This window comes from Asticcacaulis sp. MM231, assembly GCF_964186625.1.
Taxonomy (GTDB): Bacteria; Pseudomonadota; Alphaproteobacteria; order Caulobacterales; family Caulobacteraceae; genus Asticcacaulis.
This window is the reverse complement of the sequence record NZ_OZ075108.1, coordinates 3182003-3200265: the sequence shown is the minus strand read 5'-3', so window position 1 is coordinate 3200265 and position 18263 is coordinate 3182003. Positions and strand designations below refer to the sequence as shown.

At 59.0% G+C, this 18263-nt stretch carries 17 protein-coding genes and 1 pseudogene; 9 read left to right on the top strand and 9 right to left on the bottom strand.

All coding sequences use genetic code 11. The annotated features are described in order from the left end of the window. Window positions 1–144: 144 nt before the first annotated feature. Window positions 145–1503 (bottom strand): annotated as a pseudogene (locus ABQ278_RS15610) (IS1182 family transposase). Window positions 1504–1512: 9 nt separating this feature from the next. Between ABQ278_RS15610 and ABQ278_RS15605 the strand changes: the two are divergent. From ABQ278_RS15605 to ABQ278_RS15595, 3 genes are all read left to right on the top strand, one after another. Further along, on the top strand, window positions 1513–2253 hold the full coding sequence (locus tag ABQ278_RS15605) for an SHOCT domain-containing protein (RefSeq protein WP_349320406.1): 741 nt from the start codon (window positions 1513–1515) through the stop codon (window positions 2251–2253). Window positions 2254–2487: 234 nt separating this feature from the next. Then, on the top strand, window positions 2488–3828 hold the full coding sequence (locus tag ABQ278_RS15600) for a hypothetical protein (RefSeq protein WP_349320405.1): 1341 nt from the start codon (window positions 2488–2490) through the stop codon (window positions 3826–3828). A gap of 61 nt (window positions 3829–3889) precedes the next feature. Beyond that, the gene (locus tag ABQ278_RS15595; protein ID WP_349320404.1) at window positions 3890–5038 is read left to right on the top strand and encodes a glycosidase; all 1149 of its coding nucleotides are present in this window, start codon (window positions 3890–3892) and stop codon (window positions 5036–5038) included. 152 nt (window positions 5039–5190) lie between these two features. Here ABQ278_RS15595 and ABQ278_RS15590 read toward each other — a convergent pair whose 3' ends face one another. Further along, a complete protein-coding gene (locus ABQ278_RS15590) occupies window positions 5191–6204 on the bottom strand; it encodes a helix-turn-helix transcriptional regulator (protein WP_349320403.1) in 1014 nt (337 codons plus the stop codon). 634 nt (window positions 6205–6838) lie between these two features. On the opposite strand from ABQ278_RS15590, the gene ABQ278_RS15585 reads away from it, so the two are divergent. Beyond that, window positions 6839–7054, top strand: a complete 216-nt coding sequence (locus tag ABQ278_RS15585; RefSeq protein WP_349320402.1) for a hypothetical protein — start codon at window positions 6839–6841, stop codon at window positions 7052–7054. 236 nt (window positions 7055–7290) lie between these two features. Beyond that, on the top strand, window positions 7291–7920 hold the full coding sequence (locus ABQ278_RS15580) for a peptidylprolyl isomerase (protein WP_349320401.1): 630 nt from the start codon (window positions 7291–7293) through the stop codon (window positions 7918–7920). Between the two features lie 39 nt (window positions 7921–7959). Here the strand turns inward: ABQ278_RS15580 and ABQ278_RS15575 are convergent, their stop codons facing one another. Further along, window positions 7960–8346 carry a DUF2147 domain-containing protein gene (locus ABQ278_RS15575; RefSeq protein ID WP_349320400.1) on the bottom strand — a complete coding sequence of 129 codons (387 nt, stop codon included), beginning with the start codon at window positions 8344–8346 and terminating at the stop codon, window positions 7960–7962. Window positions 8347–8433: 87 nt separating this feature from the next. Between ABQ278_RS15575 and ABQ278_RS15570 the strand changes: the two genes are divergently transcribed. Next, a complete protein-coding gene (locus ABQ278_RS15570; protein ID WP_349320399.1) occupies window positions 8434–9288 on the top strand; it encodes a DUF1295 domain-containing protein in 855 nt (284 codons plus the stop codon). Then, window positions 9285–10304, top strand: a complete 1020-nt coding sequence (locus tag ABQ278_RS15565) for a cyclopropane-fatty-acyl-phospholipid synthase family protein (protein WP_349322181.1) — start codon at window positions 9285–9287, stop codon at window positions 10302–10304. The genes ABQ278_RS15570 and ABQ278_RS15565 overlap by 4 nt, the downstream gene beginning before the upstream one ends. 208 nt (window positions 10305–10512) lie before the next feature. On the opposite strand, the gene ABQ278_RS15560 is transcribed toward ABQ278_RS15565, so the two are convergent. The 5 genes from ABQ278_RS15560 to ABQ278_RS15540 form a co-directional block, all read right to left on the bottom strand. After that, window positions 10513–11610, bottom strand: a complete 1098-nt coding sequence (locus ABQ278_RS15560; protein ID WP_349320398.1) for a DUF2336 domain-containing protein — start codon at window positions 11608–11610, stop codon at window positions 10513–10515. Between the two features lie 60 nt (window positions 11611–11670). After that, window positions 11671–12780, bottom strand: coding sequence for a hypothetical protein (locus ABQ278_RS15555; protein WP_349320397.1), 1110 nt, complete (start codon window positions 12778–12780; stop codon window positions 11671–11673). A 207-nt stretch (window positions 12781–12987) separates the two neighbouring features. After that, window positions 12988–13491 carry a hypothetical protein gene (locus tag ABQ278_RS15550; protein WP_349320396.1) on the bottom strand — a complete coding sequence of 168 codons (504 nt, stop codon included), beginning with the start codon at window positions 13489–13491 and terminating at the stop codon, window positions 12988–12990. Beyond that, the gene (locus ABQ278_RS15545; RefSeq protein WP_349320395.1) at window positions 13464–13784 is read right to left on the bottom strand and encodes a hypothetical protein; all 321 of its coding nucleotides are present in this window, start codon (window positions 13782–13784) and stop codon (window positions 13464–13466) included. Before ABQ278_RS15545 ends, ABQ278_RS15550 begins: the two co-directional genes overlap by 28 nt. 179 nt (window positions 13785–13963) lie before the next feature. Continuing rightward, window positions 13964–15811, bottom strand: a complete 1848-nt coding sequence (locus ABQ278_RS15540; protein WP_349320394.1) for an ATP-binding cassette domain-containing protein — start codon at window positions 15809–15811, stop codon at window positions 13964–13966. A 163-nt stretch (window positions 15812–15974) separates the two neighbouring features. Here ABQ278_RS15540 and ABQ278_RS15535 point away from each other — a divergent pair, with 163 nt between their 5' ends. Then, on the top strand, window positions 15975–16307 hold the full coding sequence (locus ABQ278_RS15535) for a hypothetical protein (protein WP_349320393.1): 333 nt from the start codon (window positions 15975–15977) through the stop codon (window positions 16305–16307). After that, a complete protein-coding gene (locus tag ABQ278_RS15530) occupies window positions 16308–17447 on the top strand; it encodes a glutathionylspermidine synthase family protein (RefSeq protein WP_349320392.1) in 1140 nt (379 codons plus the stop codon). A gap of 3 nt (window positions 17448–17450) precedes the next feature. Here the strand turns inward: ABQ278_RS15530 and ABQ278_RS15525 are convergent, their stop codons facing one another. After that, the gene (locus ABQ278_RS15525) at window positions 17451–18155 is read right to left on the bottom strand and encodes a hypothetical protein (RefSeq protein ID WP_349320391.1); all 705 of its coding nucleotides are present in this window, start codon (window positions 18153–18155) and stop codon (window positions 17451–17453) included. Between the last annotated feature and the right edge of the window lie 108 nt (window positions 18156–18263).

Sequence of the window (18263 nt, the reverse complement as noted above, 5' to 3'; positions counted from 1 at the left end):
CGAAACAATGAAGGGTATTTTTAGTGGGCTAGGAGCCCGTCCGAGTAACCAGTTTTGGGGTTAGGTATTTTCTGATTTGGTTCGGCAATATCGGGCCCGGCCATTTTTTCGTTGCTGCCAGTCTGTTCAGAAGGTGTTTTGTCTTTAGGTTGCCTTGGCGAGCTTCAGGATGTTGTGAACGGTACAGATCATTGCCCATTCGGCGGATACGTTTTCTATGCCTCGCATTAGAAACTGACGGAAGCCTCTGGCGTGTTTGATCTGGCCAAACACAGGTTCTACCGTCTGCTTTCGTAAACGGTATGGACTTTCATAGCCGCCTTCGCGCAATCGTTTGCGCATCTCTTCCGTTTTGGGCGTTTTGGCCCGGCCGCCATCCGCAGCCGGGCTGTTATGCTTTTGACGTCCGGTTGCAATAAAGGCGTCTATTTTCCGATTTTCCATGGCCGCTATATTGGCTTCGGAGCAATAGCCTGCATCAGCCGATAATTCGTCTGGAGCCTTGCCAGTATTGGCAATAACGGCGTCAACCATAGGCACCAACTGGGTGCAGTCGGCGGCGCAGTTGTTTAAGTCATGCGCCAATATGATCTGAGCCCTGGCGTCCACGGCCACCTGGGCATTATAGCCTTGGATAAATCCATCACGTCCCAGCATGATTTTGCTATCAGGGTCAGTGAAGTTCCGTTGTGTCTTATCGGATGGCATACCTTCGGGCGTTTTCGGCTTAGGTCCACGCTTCTTCCCGGATGATGCTGGTGGGTCATCTGGATCTTCCGGGTCTTTTCCGGACTTTGCCGCTTCAGCCTTTTTGTTCTCAGACTTTGCTTTGGCCTCGGCCTCAAAGGCGGCTCGTGCCTCCTTGATTTTCGCCAGCCTCTTTTCCTTCGAAGTCATCCAGTCTGGCGTTTCATCGCCACGCTTGTCACCAAACTCTGCATCTTCAGCGGCATCTGCAGCTTCTGCGGACTTAAGCCAACGCGCAACCTCAGCTTCCAGGTCAACCTCGGCGGTCTTCATCCGACCGTAGCTCATAGCCTTATTTTTTGACGCATTGGCCTTCATCTTCGTACCGTCCACAGACACATGGTTTAAGGCAACAAGACCAGCCTTACGGCATAGCGTCAACACCTGCAGAAATAGGCCGGACAACGCGCTCAAGTGACGTTTGCGAAAATCGGAGATCGTCCGATGGTCAGGACGGTTCATCGCAGTAACCGCCATAAAATCTAACCGCTCATCACACGACCTTGCCAGGCGACGAGACGAATAAATACCCCGGCTATAACCATAAAGTAGCAGGGCCGTCATCATGCGAGGATCATAAGGCGGATAACCACGATCCTCGCTGTAAACATCCAAAATAGAAGACAAATCAAGATCTTACCTGACCATGTCTCGGATAAAGTGAGACAGGTGACCTGCGGGAACGAATTCGTCCACAGAAGGTGGAAGAAGCTGAAGTTGGTCAACTAGCCAGGGCCGGAATGTCTTGGTGCTCATAGGAAATGAGTGAATCACCAAGACACACAACTGTCGACCAAAAACCTCAAAAAGGCTGATTACTCGGACGTGCTCCTAGCGTTTTTGATTGTGGCTGGCTTTCTGGTTTTCACGATGTTTGGAATACCAGTCTTAGCAATTTGGTTAGCGTGCATATACATCGGTGGCGATTCTCGCGCCGCGCAACTCGATAAGAAGATCAGCTCAACTTTGATGTCAGGCGAAACAGTTGTTGCACAAGCCGTGCAATATAGGGTCTTCGCACTTTTCAATCGTCGCGCATTTGTGGCCATCACCAACAGCCGAATTATCAAGATCAGCCGTGGCTTGCTTGGCGGCTTCAAAATGCAGGATATTCAGTGGAAAGACCTGAGAGACGTACAAATTGAAGAAAACGTACTGTCCGATTTGTGTGGGTCAAATTTGACCTTTAAGAATCCGAGTATCCCGCTTTTAGAAGTGAACGGTATCAAGGGGGATATCGCTTCCGCGATGTATTCCAAGGCGCAATTTGAAGAACAGGCATGGGAAGAAAAGCGCCGCGTTCGCGCTATGGAAGAGCAACGTGCAAGGGCCGGCGGGGTTGTCGTTAACACAGGGCAAGGCAATGAAGCGGCAGCCGCCGCACCTCTTAGCGATAGCAACCGTATTTTTGGCGAAATCGAGAAGGCGAAACAGTTACTGGATATGGACGCAATCAGCGACTCTGAGTTCCAGGAAATGAAAGCCAAGATTCTTGGCAAGGCCTGAATGATCAAGGCAAACGCCTGATTGTCCTGGGTTGACGGAGAAACGCCCCTCCGTCATCTCGCTTTGCTTGATGCCACCTCCCCAGCTTCGCTAGGGAGGAGGGAGACCACGCTCACCTGTGTAGAAGATCGCTGGCCGCCTAACTCCGGCACCTCCCTTGCATTTGTCCTTCCATCTCCCGGCAGAGCGTATCGTCCTGATACGTTTCCCGACCGGAAGGGCGATGGACAAGCGATGTTTGAATTCGGCCGTGAACTGAGGCGCATATTTCGTAATTCGGGCCGGATGGACTCCGACTCCAGCCTCTATGAGCTGCTGAACCTGCAATTGCTGATCACGCAAGGCCGCCAGCTCGATATCGAAGGCGGCCGCGTCTCGACCAAGGATCGCTTCGCCCCCTATCTCGAAGCCGCGCAGATCTGGCGCGAATATGGCCGCCGCACCGGTGATCCGGTGGCGCTGCGCCGCGCCGCCGCCGCCGCCGAAAACGCCGGCAAGGAAGCCAAAAACGCCGCCCAGGCCGCAATAGCTGCGCTCGAACAGGCCCAGACCTGCATCCTGTCGGCCGATCTTTTCGAGACCCACGAACTGTTAAGCTCAGCCGAAGACCTGCTGGCCGGTGGCCGCGCCGCCATCCAGGATGACGAGGCGGTCCGTGCCCGTTTCAACCGCGTGGAAGCGCAACTGGCGGCGCGTCTGGCGGTCAAGCAGGGCGTCGGCGAAGACCTGGAACTGGCCCTGCTGGCCATGTCGCATATCGACCGCGCCGTTGAGCGCGCCGACAAGCGCGTGCAGCACAGCCACGCCACCTGCGACAAGATTGATGCGGCGCAAGCCCGTTTCGAGCGCGGCGACCTGCTGATGATGGTCGGGCTCGATCGCTGCGATTCCTCGCTCATGCTGGCCGTGATCAAGGATTTTGAAGCCCTGCAATCGCGCCTCGATCCGGCCTATGAGCCGGTGACCTATTCGCGCGTCGTGCTGCGGCTGGCCATGGCCTACATCTGGAAAGGCGAGATCGAAGGCCGTCCGGACGTGATCAGCGAGGGCATCGCCCTGCTCAGCACCGAAGACGAGCCGGTCGATTTCGAACATTCGCCGCTCGATTGGGTGGCGCATAAACAGGCGCTGGCACTCGGTCTGCAGGCGCTTTCGGAGTTGATTGTTAATGACGATCTGCACGAAAAGGCGATGCAGGTTTATGGCATGGCGCTGAAACGGCCGTTGCAAAAGGGCCTGAGCCTGCGAGGTCAGCTCATCAACAACCGCGCCATCTGCATGGTGAAACACGCCGAACTGAAGGGCGACCTGAAGGCGCTCGACAAGGCCGAGGCCGGTTTCAAGGCCGAACTGCGCGCTATCAAGCCGGACGCCGATCCGATCGGCTGGGCCATTCTGCAAACCAATCTGGCGCGTCTCTATATCTCGCGCGGCGACAGCACCGGCTTTATGATGGAGCGCACCGAGGCCGCCTATGCGCTGGAAGCGGCGCTCGAAATCTTCGACGAGCATAAGCTGAAAAGCCTTGCGAAAGCCGCGCAAAGCCAGTTGGAGCGCGTGAGGGATCAGGGCTGATACGGTATTGTTTCTTAATGGCGATGCGTGGATTTTAGGCGCGCCATCAAGGGATACAGTTATGACCTATGCCATGGACCGCCTGATCGTGACGCCTGACGATATAGATCTGTCGCGTTCGCCGCTGACCGGGCATTTGCCAAAAAGCGTCCTTGGGGAGACCTATGTGCTGGGCGCCTTCAATCCCGGTCTGACCCGCCTCGATAACGGCAATCTGTTGTTGCTGGTGCGGATCGCCGAGGCGCTGAAAAACCCGATCTTCGATGGCCATGTCCATGCGATCCGCTGGGATGACGGGCGTTATGTGCTCGATGCCTGGCCGCTCGATCTGGTCGATAGCGCCGATCCGCGCGTCTTCAAACTGCGCGGCGGCGGCTGGAAGATCATCGCCCTGACCTCGCTGTCGTGGCTGCTGCCGGTGGAGCTGACCCCCGACGGGCTTGAGGTCGTGGCCATGCACTACGACAAGGCCGTGGCGCCGCAGGACAGCCTGCAATGCTACGGTATCGAAGACCCGCGCATCAGCCGGGTTGAGGGGCGCTTCCTGATGACCAGTTGTTCGGTCAGTCCGGAGCGCCATTCGACCACGCTGTACAGTTCGCCCAATGGGCTTGACTGGACGTTTGAGGACATTGTGCTCGATCACCAGAACAAGGACATGCTGATTTTCGAGGGCAAGGTCGGGGGTGAGTACTGGGCCCAGACGCGGCCGCTGGGGGATGTCTATTTCGCCTATCCGCCGGGCAGCGAATGGCGCGCCGGCCCTTCGATCAATCTGGCGACCTCGAAGGACGGGCTTTACTGGAAGCCGCACCGCAAGCCGGGGATACGGCCGCATTCGGCCACGGTGGCCACGGCGCGTATGGGCGGAGGCACACCGCCGATCCTGACGCCGGAGGGCTGGCTTAGTCTGTGGCATGGCGTCGAACCTAAGGAACTGGTCGGTATCTATCGCACCTACTGGTCGTTGCTCGATAAGGACGACCCTGCCTGCCTGGTGCGCACGGATCATGCGCCGCTGATCGAAGCCAGCCCGGAACTCACCCGGCCGATTGAGCACCAGATGTATCTGCGCGATGTGGTGTTTACCACTGGCATCGTTGATGGTGGTGACCACTATATCGTGGCGTCGGGTGAGGCAGATCTGGCGTGTCGGATCACGCATATTCCGAAGTCGGTGTTTGCGGCCAAGGTGGAGAGCATGAATTAGGCAAGTAACAACCCCCATCACTTCCCTTGCAAGCGAGGCGGTATGAGAAGAAAATTCATACTTCCCTGAAATCCTCTTGGATTTTTTTTGGCATGACCCGAAGGCGAAAGGGTGATGGGGCTTCTTGCTTTTTATGACGTGCCGAGTTGCTCCTAAACAAACGCATGCCTGCGCGTGTCCGACGGCGTTTCGCCAAACAGATCGGCGTAATATTTCGAGAACCGGCTGATATGCGCAAACCCCAGACTGCGCGCGATATCGGCGATCGGCCGCGTCTCTTGCGCCGACAACAGGGCCTGCCGTGCCATACGCAGACGCAAGACCCGCAGATAGGTGCGCGGCGTCATATCGAGATAGGTGCGGAAATTGACCTCCAGCGTGCGCACGCTGACATTAGCGACACGCGCCACATCGGCTATCGACGGCGTCTCCAGAACATGCCGCTCCAGATACTTCTGCGCCAACCGGATATGGTTCGGCAGCGGCATGGCCTGCTGCGATTGCAGGCGCTGACTGTAACGATGCGGGACCGTTTCCAGAAGCAGCTGCGTAAAGGTCTCGATGATGCGCTTTTGCAGCGAGGCCGACAGGGTCTGGCTCAATACCGAAAAGGTCCGGCTGCGCAGGCTGGTGATGATGCCGCAGAAGAACTGATGGCGCTCATCGGCCATGTCGATGAGCGGCGTGAGATTAAGATTACGCTCGATCGGGTGATGCAGTGTCTCCGACAGGAACTGCTGGGCATAGACAAAGCTCATCTTGACGAAGCAGCCCTCATACACGGCTTTCGCTGGGAAAAAACTGAGGCTCGAAGCCGCCAGAGGCTGGTAGATTGCCGCCTGGCCTTCACCAGCCCTGACATTCATGCCAGGATAGCTCATCTCGATATGGCCATGCGTTGGGATATGAACAACAAAGTCAGCACTCTCCGCTGCCGGCGTCTGACGAAAAGCAGCGTTGACCGTGAAGTGACCGACCAGCATTCGACCTTGCGAACTCTCAGGACCGCGCAGGATGGTGATGTTGAGCTTCCAGGTGAAAGGCAGTTCTGGCGCCAGCGGCGCGGCGTGCCACTCGAACAGACTGTTGAGCAGTTTGTGGCATGAGGCGAAATCATCGCCTTCATAGGCCCAAATCGCCTCACCGTCAGTTGTGTCTGTCACCATGAAAGGTTCCCGGTTGCAGGCGTGCCCTGCCGTTCACGGTTTCGATTATCGCAAACATCTGAAGTGATAAAGAGAACGACTATCCGTTAAGGGTAAGACTAGGACGCAATACGCAGAAAAATAACACGAAAACGACAATTCGCCTGACAGGCGTAAATGTTATCGTTTGCCTCTCTTTTTTCGACTGCGAGTTGTCATAAGTAAAGCACCAATTTACACCAATTAACTTACCCATCCGTTTACTGCGCAAGTTTGTCAGTAAACGCAAAAGCGCACCCTACGGTATCATTTGCATACTTTGTCAGGGCTAAAATCCGTTTACCAACTATTAGTAACTCACACGCAACTCTTAGTGCGCGCGATGTATACATTATATCTCCAGGCCAATAGTGTTCTTTTTTTTGGCTATAGACGTATAAATAAGTGGCATCGATGCGCATGACAGTAAGTGTAGGGTCCACGCCTGAGATCAGCGGCCGATGCCGGTGATCGCAAGGGGCCGGCGTAAAGCGTATCTGGGGCGTATGCCATTGCCTGCCTTGGCTTTTTTGAAGCGGCATGGTCATGCACCCCACCTTTCGCCTGTATTTACGGTCATTCAGACTATACTTATGTTTTGAACCCTGGTGTTTTGATGCCCCATATTGCCGTTTACAGATTTTTCCGTCGCGACCAGGACACCGGTGTCGACAGCATCGATGCACGCATGGCAACGGCGCTGGCGATCAGCACAGCCGGCTATGATATCATCGAACAGGATGTGATGGATGTGCCGGTAGACCACATCGATGCCGAAGGCTTTACCAGCGAAGGCTACTGGGATCGCTTCAAGCCGCCGCTCTATCTGTAACCAGACGGTAATTTTGGGCAAAAAAAAGCCGCGCACAACGGCGCGGCCAAGTTTACAGGGAGGAAACGCCCAGGAAGGGCAAAGGCCTCGAAAAAGGCCTAGAGCCAATCTATAGCAGGGTGATAGCGCTAACGCAAACAAATAATGACAGCGCTGTCATGTTTTTTGCCTTTTCTGCCATCTTGTCATGCCGCCCACGATCTTCGATAGTCATGGCTCACTCAGGGAGCCGGTCGATGCTGGGCAAACGCACATTTCTGACAACCGGCCTGGCCCTTATCGTCGCCGCCTGCTCCAAACCGGCCAGCCAGCCTGCGCCAAAGCCGGTCACCCCGGCAGCCGCACCGCCGCCAGACACCGTCAAGGTCATCCTCGTCAGCAGTGAAGGCGAGATCGTCCTTGAACTGGAAGCGAAAAAAGCGCCGGTCACCACCGCCAATTTCCTGCACTATGTCGATACCGGCAAGCTCGACGGCGGCCATTTCTGGCGCGCGCTGAAGGTCGGCAAGACGGACGGTTTTATTCAGGCCGCCATCACCACGCCGCCCTATCCGCCAATCGCGCATGAATCGACACAGCAGACCGGCCTCAGCCACACCGACGGCACCATCTCCATGTCGCGCTACGCACCAGGCACCGCCACCATCGATTTCACCATCTCGGTCGGCGACATGACCTATCTCGATGCCGGCGGCAGCGGCTCGGCCGATGGCGAAGGCTATGCCGCCTTTGGTCATGTGGTCAGCGGCATGGACGTGGTCAGGCGCATCCTGCGCGGCCGCACTGATCGCAAGCGCGACGAGGATGGTCTGGAGGACCAGATGCTGGCCAAACCGGTGACCATCACCACAGCGCACCGGCTTTAGAGAGCGCCGATCTGATCCAATCAGATCGGCGCTCACACACTAGTCGAGCCGCGTCCAGTCAACGCCCTTGCACACCAGACCGCCCAGCACGCAGCCGCGCGTCGTCATGCGACTTTCGGCCACCTTCATGGACAAACGATAGGTCAGCTTGCGTTGCGGATCATAGGCCTTGCCCTTCCAGTGGCCGTCGCCGTTGTGCGCCACGGTCATGACCAGCTTGTCGCCGGTCTTTTCGTCCTTGGTGCCGGCCTTGATCCAGGTGTTGACGGCGCAGAGATCGTCACCGCACGGCGCGATCTTCACCTTCGCCTTGCCGTCGCCGCGCGACCAGTTGCCTTCGGGCGAAGGCTCGGCGTGCGCCGCAGGCGCCAGGGTCGCGGTTGTCAGGGCCATGCTAGCCGCGACAGCGATGAGGGTCTTTATCATCACATCTCTCTCCGTTTTGCCGCTGTCCCTGACAGTCCATACGGCGGAAGACGGCATCCGGATCACGGCAAAATTTTTGACCGCGGCATGAACCAGCCCCTCCCCGCCGCCGTATCCGTCATAAGCCACATGGAAACCCACATGCCTCTGCTCACCACCAAAACGCTTGTCCTGCTCGGTCTCGCCGCCGGTATCAGCCTCATCATGATGGCCGCCACCGCTGTGCAGCTCGTCACCAAGAAAAGCGGCTGGATCGATACCCTGTGGACCTTCGCGGTCGGCGCCGGTGGCATCGCCGCCACGCTGCTGCCGGCCGAGGGCGCCAATGACACCCGCCGCCTTGTGGTGGGCGTTCTGGTCGCCGTATGGGCGTTGCGGCTTGGCCTGCATATCGCCAACCGCACCCATTCGGGCGACGACGATCCGCGCTACGCCGCTATCCAGAAAGAGCATCCGAAGGACTGGCCGGTCTATCTGTTCGGGATGTTGCAGGCGCAGGCCCTGGCCGCCTTCGTGCTGGTGCTGGCCGTGCGCTACGCCGCCATCAACCCTGCGCCCTTTCCGGCCCTGCTTGATATCGTCGGTGTCGTCATTCTGGTCATCGCCCTGATCGGCGAAGGCGTGGCGGATGCGCAGGTCAAGACGTTCGGCAAGACGCACAAAGGAGCCGTCGCCAATACCGGCCTGTGGAAGTATTCGCGCCACCCCAACTATTTCTTCGAATGGCTTAGCTGGTGCGGCTGGGCGCTGATCGCCCTTTCGCAACCCTTCGGCTGGCTGGCCCTGCTGGCACCGATCCAGATGTACGTTCTGCTCGTCCACGTCTCCGGCATACCACCGCTCGAAAAACACATGCTGGCGACGCGCGGCGATAAGTTCCGCGCCTATCAGGCCCGCACCAACGCCTTTTTCCCCGGACGTCCCAAAAAGGAAAAGCTATAAATCTCGCCACCACGCTCGCCGAACGCACGCCCCTGCCCAATGGCCTGACCCTGGCCGCCATCGACTGGCTGGTCGGCCGCAGCAAGCGCCAGATCGCCGAAGCCGCCCTGCCGGAAGAGGCCTTCGTGGCCGCCATGAACGCCTATCCGGTCGCCGTCCATGCCGATGCCGCCAACGCCCAGCACTATGAAATCCCCGACGCGTTTTTCGGGCTTATCCTGGGCAACCAGCGCAAATACTCGTGCTGCCTCTATGCCGATGACAGCACTACGCTCGACGAGGCTGAAACCCTGGCCCTGCTGGAAACCTGTCGGAACGCCGATTTGCGCGACGGGCAGACCATCCTGGAGCTCGGCTGCGGCTGGGGCTCCCTTTCGCTGCATATGGCGAAGGCCTATCCGAACGCGCGCATCGTTTCGGTGTCCAATTCGCAGTCCCAGCGCGCCTATATCGAACGTCAGGCCGTTTTGCGCAAACTGCCCAACCTTCGGGTCATCACCGCCGATATGAACGATTTCACCATCGACCAGACCTTCGATCGCATCGTCTCAGTCGAGATGTTCGAGCACATGTCGAACTGGCAAGAACTGCTGGCCCGCGCCCGCGGCTGGCTGAAAGCCGATGGCAGCCTGTTCCTGCACGTCTTCACCTCCAGCCGCCATTCCTACCGCTTCAACCACGCCGAAAACGCTGACGACTGGATCGGGAAATACTTCTTCACCGGCGGCATCATGCCGGCGCGTGACCTGCCGCACCGCTTCCCCGACCTGTTCACGGTCGAGGCCGAATGGCACTGGTCGGGCGAGAATTACCGCCGCACCGCCATGGACTGGCTCGATAATTTCGACGCGCAGTCTGAGCATATCTGGCCCATCCTGAAAACGGTCTATGGCAAGGACGCCAACCTGTGGCGCCGGCGCTGGCGCCTGTTTTTCCTCGCCACCGCCGGCCTGTGGGGCCATGACGGCGGCCGTGAATGGGGCGTCGGGCACTACCTGATGAAGCCGGTGGCTTAAGCAGGAAGTCCCGCCACCAACACGCAAGTGCGCGTCGGTCCCCCTCCCCAGCGAGTGGGGAGGTTTAAGAAAGGGTAGAGTATCCTGCAAAATCTCCAAATGTGAAGGTATCGTGCCTCACGTTTGGCAAGCGCGACTGCGCGCCGCCGCCGTTGCGGCGTATCTCTTATGCAGAATGCTTAATCGCAATTTGCTCCGCAAATAACGATTAAGCGGCATAACCTTCGGCGCGGCGCATGCGCCAGAAACGGATGGTGCGCAGGGCGGTGTCGCGAGGCAGTTCGGCATAGAGCCTGGCATATTCGCTGGCCTTGCCCATGGCGTTATCCTGATCGGCCAGCATGATCATGGCGTAGGTCAGGAAGAGGGCCTTATCGAGATCGGCGGCCTTGCAGGCAATCGCCAAAGCGTCGATTTCCTTCTTCTCGACGACATGACGCGCGGTCAGGAAATCGATATCGGCCATCTGCGACAGGGCGACGAGGAAATAGGTCGGGTTGGGATCGCGCATATATCTGGCGAGCAGGGCGGGGGTCAGGCGCGAATTGCTGCGAAGGGCCTGTACCTCCTGGGTGATGCGGGCGTAGTCTTCCGGGAAGCTGCCATAGGCTACGGCCACCTTTTCGCGGCCGCGCGACAGAGCCTGTTCGAGCATGGAGGGATCGAGCTTGTCGTTCTCCTGCATGATGCGTTCGCGCAGGCGGGCCTCGACGACGAAATACATGTCGTTGACCAGATCGACCGGCATGTCGCGGCGGTTGACCACCACTTCGTGCAGGGCCGGATTGGCCTGGGCGCGCTGGATGGCTTCTTCGTTGGAGGCGCGCGACAGGCGGGCACCGTCATTGCTCAGAAGGCTGTGCAGGGTGTCGTCGTCGCCACGGGTGACGATAACGCCGGATACGCTTTCGGACACTTCCTCGCGCTTCGAGACGGCGCGCAGGTGGTCCTGGCCCTGCGTCTGGACGATGTGCATCAGATCGTTTTCGCTCAGCGCCTTGGAGCGCGTCAGGATCGGCTCGGCGACGGCGATATCATCGCTCGCCAGGCGGCGCAGCATGCCCATCGGCGCATTGCGGACCTGAGAGATCGTGGTCGATATCTCAGCACGCACCATGGTTTCCATATCGGCCGATAACTGGCTCATCACCGTGTCGTAGAGTTCCATCTCGGTGCCATTGATCTCTTCCGGATGGCTCATGAAGATGCCGGTCACCTGACGCAGGAGGTCGCGGCGGCGGGAGCTGGAGGGCTCCTTGGCAAGCTCGATCAGATCCATCAGGGAGGAAGTCGGGACGCGGGACATTCTTATACCTTGTCTGGGTGGTTGGGCGCCTGCTGTTCTGGCAGGGCATTTTCGGCTGTATCAGTGCGAGGCGGATTTTTTATCTAAGTTGGCGGTCTTGCCAGAGGTGTTGTCAGTGTCGTTGTTCGGATCGCCGCCTTCTTCACCGGCTTCGACCGTATCGATCGTGCCGCCCGGCAGGGCGCCGCTCGCTTCGTGCGTGGCTGGGATCGGATCGGGCCGCAGGCCATACTGGCGGTGCAGGCTGTAATAGCGGGGTTCGTCGGCTGCGCTGGTATATTGTTCGCCGGGGATAAAGACGTGGTCGGTTTCCCGCACGGCCATCGAAACGCTCGGTTCCGGCGCGGTGGCGACGGCGGGCTTTGCGGCAGTCTTTTCCGGCGCCTTTTCGTTGGAGATCTTGTCACCCGGCTTCTTGTCGTAGGGTTTAGCGACGGTCGCTACCGTCGGGTTCGTTTGGGCCTGGGCGGCACGCGCCGATTCAATGCGCGCGGCATATTTGCTGGTGGCTGGCACCTGATAGCCGGCATCTGGCTGTTTAGCTGCAACCGGCGCCGCCGGGGCAGGTTTAGGCGCCGGAATAGGCCCTGGAATAGGCTTTGAGGCGGCCATCTGCTCTGCATGTGACGTGGCGGGCTTCGGCTGAGGGGCCGCGACCACTGGAGCCGGCGCGATATAGGGGGCATCATCGGCCATACCGGGATCGTCGGCGAGGCCCGGGTCTTCGCGCTCGACCGGTGGCACGGGCACGATTTCGACCGGGCGCGGCGCGCTCAAAGGGACCGGCGTGGAGATCGAGGCGGCCTGTGGCGCGCGGACTGGCGCTTTCGGCACGGCCACGAAGGTGTGTTGCGCTGCTTGCGGTTGGGGAGCCTGTGTTTCCTGAGGCTGATTCTGGGGTGCGGGCTCAGGTGCCTTGGCAGGCCAGCGCAGGGCGCGGGCGTAAGGGTCACCGACCTGACCATAGGGCGAGGGCGGCACCGGGTAGGGGCCATTGCTGGTGTTGACCACATTGGCGGAAGCTATCTGAGTCGGGGCGTTCGCTGCCTTGCTCTGCCAGTTGAGATAGGTGCCGGACGCATGGGCGAGGCCGGCGTACGGCAGCGCGATCATCGTTACGGTGATAGCGCTGATCAGCGAAGAAGCGGCGCGGCGGGCAGGCTGGGTCATGGCGTGCGAATAAACTTCCGGTCGGCATGGAGAGGTTGCAACACCTTAAACCTAAGCCATTGAGTTTAATTAAGGCCTAATAAGGCCGTAAAATTCGCCTTTATCGCGCAATACGGCTATGAATCGCGCGGGGTTTTCATACCGCGCTTTCAAGGTCCTTTGGGACAATATGGCCAGGGTTGGTCACTGGGGCAGTCATTTGGCCTGTCAGTGCCTCCAGTTGCGTGGTGATGAGATTGGCATCGCCGTAATTGGGGGGGGGCGCAATGCTTGATGCTTCAGGTGAATCAGCACAATGCGCACATGCTTCAGGAATTCGCCACGCGGTGCAAAAAAAGGCGCCGCCAGCAAGACAAGAGCGCTGAGCGTCACCCAGACCTGCCGCTTGAGAGGGCGGCCGGAGGTCAGCACCGCCTGATCGTTGACGAATGACGGCCATTGCATCGAAAAGGCCTTGAGGCAGGTCTCGATATCGTCTTCATAGGTTTTGTTGGCGAAGCCATTCAACGCTTTTTGCGTGCCGATGGCCCGCATGTACTGCACCTTGATGCTTTCCAGAACGGCGAAGCGTCGCGTCGGTGCGTCGGTCAGGCTGCACCAGTCCAGATCAATGCCGACTTCACAATCGATGGCAAACAGCGGGATCAGGCGTTTGAGGTAGGCGCTCTGAAAGAAGGGGCACATCATCTCGATGCCATTGATATACCGCACAGCGCACAGCGGGTTATGCAGCAGGCCTGCGAAGGTAGCGTAGCTGTTCCAGGGGTCAGCGACGGCTGCCACATCAGAAGATCGAGCCGCAGGCCTTCATCAAAGCAAAAATTCAGGGCGGCGGCGTCGGTATCGATGTCATCGTCGATCATGGCGATGTAGTCGTATTGGTCGAGCAACTCGGGCATCTTGGCGAAGGTTTGGCGCCAGCCCCTGACCTTGGGCATGGGCTCGTAGTCGTAAGATACGCCCTCTACCGGATTCTCAAGGCCTGCCTCGTTGTAGGCTACCACCAGCAGGTCAAAATTGCGCTCCGCGCCTTTTAACCAGTTACGTTAAAGGGCCTTACCGCCTGCGCGGGTGATAATCAGGTTTTTGCGCTTGAGCATACGGCATCCTCTTTGAATTGCCTTTATGGTTTGCAAAAAGGACTGATCCTGTAAACCCTAAGTTTGGGCTTATGTCATACGTGTCATGACGCTTGCCCCAGGGCGGCGCGCTTTTCTTCCAGTTCGAGCCATTCCATCTCGCCGTTTTCCAGCGAGGTGCGAGTATGGGTCAGTTGCCGGGTGGTCTGTTCGAAGGCCTTGGGCGCCTTGGCATAGAGGTTGGGATCGCTCAGGATCTCTTCCATCTTGGCGATTTCGGCCTGCCATTCAGGCATCAGACGTTCCAGATCTTCGAGGCGCTTCTGGTCCTTATAGGACAGCTTCTGCGCCGGCTTCTTGGCCAGGGTCGTCACTTCGACCGGCTTTTCAAACAGCACAGACGGCGCCTCGCCCTTGATCTTGATCGATTCCATACGCGAAATCGCCGAGAAGAAATCGGGGTTCTGGCCGATGAAATCCTGCCAGCCGCCTGGGGTTTCGGCCGCACCGCCCTTGCCGTTGAGCGCTAGGGTCGAGGTGGCCAGACGGTCGATGAAGTCACGATCGTGGGAGACCAGGATCAGGGTGCCGTCGTAATCGGCCAGCATGTCTTCGAGCAGGTCGAGCGTGTCCATGTCGAGATCGTTGGTCGGTTCATCGAGCACCAGCATGTTGGTGGCCTTCGCGAGCGCGCGGGCCAACTGGAGGCGGTTGCGCTCCCCGCCGGAGAGCGATTTCACCGGCTGGCGCAACTGGTTGTCGCGGAACAGGAAGTCCTTGGCATAGGCGGCGACGTGCTTCGGCGTGCCCTGCACCATGATCGAATCCGAACCGGAATTGGCCAGAACGTCCCACAGGGTCTCATCGCCTTTCAGGGCGTCGCGGCCCTGATCGAGATAGGCGACCTCCAGATTGGTGCCGAGCTTGATCTCGCCGGAATCGGCCGCCTGCTGGCCGAGTAGCAGCTTGACGAGGGTGGACTTGCCGGCGCCGTTAGGGCCAACGATGGCGAGGCGATCGCCGCGCATGATGCGGGTCGAGAAATTGTTGAGCAGGGTGCGTTCGCCGAAGGCCTTTGAGACATTTTTCAACTCGGCGACGAGGCGGCCGGAGGTGCCGCCGGAATCGATGCTCATCTCCATGGTCTTGGAGCGCTGCATCAGGCGGGCGGAGGCATCGGCGCGCATGGCGTTGAGGCGGGCGGCGCGGCCTTCGTTGCGCGTGCGGCGGGCGGTGATCGAGGAATAGAAGGTCTTGGTTTCGCGCTCGATCGCCTTTTGCAGGCGCGACAGCAATTCCTCGGCGTCCTTCATCACCTGTTCCGACCACGGTTCAAAGCCGGAATAGCCCTGATCGAGTTTCATTACTTTTCTATCATAGAGCCAGAAGCAGCGCTGGGTGGTGCGCTCCAGGAAGGTACGGTCGTGGGAGACGATCAGGGCGGCACCGCGGAAACTGCGCAGGCGGTCTTCGAGAGTCTCGATGGCGAAGATATCGAGGTGGTTGGTTGGTTCGTCGAGGAACAGCAGATCGGGTTCTTCGGCGAAGGCCTTGGCAAGCGCCGCGCGGCGCTTTTCTCCGCCCGACATCGAGGTGGTCGGGGCATTGGGGTCGATCTCGAAGGCGTAGAGTTCGGCCTCGGCGGTATAGTGCTCGGCGCCGCCGGAACAGGCCCAGTCGAGGATGGTATCGCCGACGGGCTCAGGCTCCTGCAGCACGAAGGCGTAGCGCACGCCGGAACTGACGACGCGCTCGCCGCTATCGGCCTCGATCAGGCCCGACATCAGGCGCATCAGGGTCGATTTGCCGGCGCCGTTCTTGCCGACGAGACAGGCGCGCACGCCACGCTCCAGCGCGAGGTCGACGCCGTCGAACAGAGGGTTCATGCCGTCCATCAGGCGGACGTCTTTGAGCGCGAGCAGCGGCGCTTTTGTTGCGGGTGTTTTGGCCATGACGGGGATGTAGTGCGTCAGGGCTTATTTTACAAAGTGTTTTTGATCATGACGAAGAAATAGAGAAACGGCCTTGCCAATTTCGCTATGCGAGTGTCTTGAGGCATCCTATAATTGTGTGTCTGGGGGTTTCCACGATCTGAAGACATCTGCGGGGGGATTTATGAAGGTGTTGGATAAGGGAGCGCTGGTTACGGTTCTGGCCGTATCGGCGGGGCTTTTGAGCGGATGTGGCCGTCCATCCCCTGTGCGCGTGTGCGGCGATATGTGGGGGCGTCGCCTGCCGGATGCGGATTGTAGCGGCGGTGGTGCACGCGGAGCTAACTGGGTCTATCTCAATAGCGGCGGTAAGCCTGCGCTTAGGGAGCGGATTTCTCGCGGCTCCAGCACGCCAAAGACCGGCCTGAACTACGGCCTTGTGCCGGAAGGCGGAGTCAGCCGTGGCGGTTTCGGCGGCACAGGTAAAGGCTATGGCGCGAATGGTTTCGGCGAATAGATGCGCCGCCTGATATTGAACCCGCGACCGGACTGGCAATCGCGGGTGGAAGCTTGCGGTCTGGTCTGGCATTCGACCGATGGCGCGCCCTACTGGAATGAAAGTGCGTGTTATGCCTTCAGCACGGACGACATCGCACAATTGGAAATGGCGACTTCTGAGCTGTATCGCCTGTTTTTGGCGGCTGGCGAACATATTGTTGAAAACCGCCTGTTCGAGCGGTTCGGTATTCCGGACTGGTGTGCACCTCTGATCGTGGAAGCGTGGGAAAACGAGCTGCCAGCGCTTAATTACGGCCGGTTTGATCTTGGCTTCGATGGTGATGGGCCGCCGAAGCTCTTCGAGTTCAATTGTGATACGCCGACCTCTCTGTTGGAGGCAGCGGTGGTACAATGGGACTGGAAGGCGGAGGCTTTTCCAAAAGCCGATCAGTTCAACAGCCTGCATGAAAAGCTGGTGGCCAAGTGGCGCGATATCGCTCCCTTGCTCGGCAGCCCTTTCGTACATTTCGCCCATATGCGCGATGAAGCGGGCGAGGATGCCGTGACCGTGGCCTATCTGATGGATACGGCGCGCGAGGCAGGACTTGAGGTCAGGTCTTTAGGGATGAACGATATCGGCTGGGCGAACAATGCCGCGGGCGTGGGTTTCTATGATCTGGATGACGTGGAAATCCGCACGCTATACAAGCTCTATCCATGGGAATGGCTGGTGCGGGAGCCTTTCGCACGCAAAATCGCCGAAAGCCACCGCACACTCTGGATCGAGCCGATCTGGAAAATGATCTGGAGCCATAAGGCCATACTGCCGATTCTGTGGGAATTGTTTCCGCATCATCCGAATCTGCTGTGGGCCGGCATGGACAGGCCGAAAGGCGACAGTTTCGTGCGTAAACCGGTTCTGGCGCGGGAAGGCAGCAATGTGCAGGTGGTGCGCCATGGTCAGGTGGTGGCCGAGACGGGCGGGTTTTATGATGGCGACGTCGTCTATCAGGAGCTTTACGAGTTGCCGGATTTCGGCGGCGTGTCACCAGTGATCGGCGCCTGGGTGGCGGATGGCGAACCTGCCGGCATGGGCATCCGCGAGGACGGGTTGATTACCGGCAATCTTGCGCGGTTTGTGCCGCATATCATCGAATAGATATTACGGCTTTTCGGCTGTGGTTTCGCAGTCGCGATTGTCGTTCATGCGGCTGACCCAGAGCGGTTCGATATAGCGGTCGCCGGCGCGGAAACCGGGGGCGCAGCCCTCCGGCGTCGAGGCGGTGGCATTGCGGCCATTCATATCAAGCGATACGGCCAGCGACTGCGACTTGCCGCCGCGACGGCTCCACATGGCGCGATTGCCGTAGGGGGCGCCGTAGCCGTAACCATAGGCGTCATCGTAGCCGTAAGGGTCGTAGCCGTAGCCATAGACGCGGTTATTACCGTAGTCGGTTTGGCTGACGGCGATGCCGAGCAGGCCGTTTTCGCCGACCGGAATCACCGAGGAGACATAGGCGCTGTGGTAGCCGCCGGTGCCGACGCTGACGCTCACCTGACCGTGGATCTGGCGCGGATTAGCGCGTGTATCGACGGCGGCCGGCAGATCATAGCGGGTGTCGTTCGGATCGAGGCGTTTGATCGGCTGGGTATTGGCCAGGGAAGCGATGACCTGATCCTGCGTGGCGGCGGGCTTTGGCGCCTGTTCGGCGCGCAGCTTAGCCTCGGCCACGGCCTTGTCCTGCTGTTCTTGTGTTGGCAATTTGGCGCGTGCCGCCACCACAACCTCATCGGCCTGGACAGCGCCTGTCAGGCCTGCGCCAAGGCACACAACCGACAGGGCAAGAGCGATACGGGACGCAACCATGAACAGAACCTCCGACAGCGCACACTGAACGCCATCTGTAGCCGAATTATGACCTTATTGTAGCCCATAGGCAAGGCGATGCCGGCGCATCGGATCAATCAACCCATC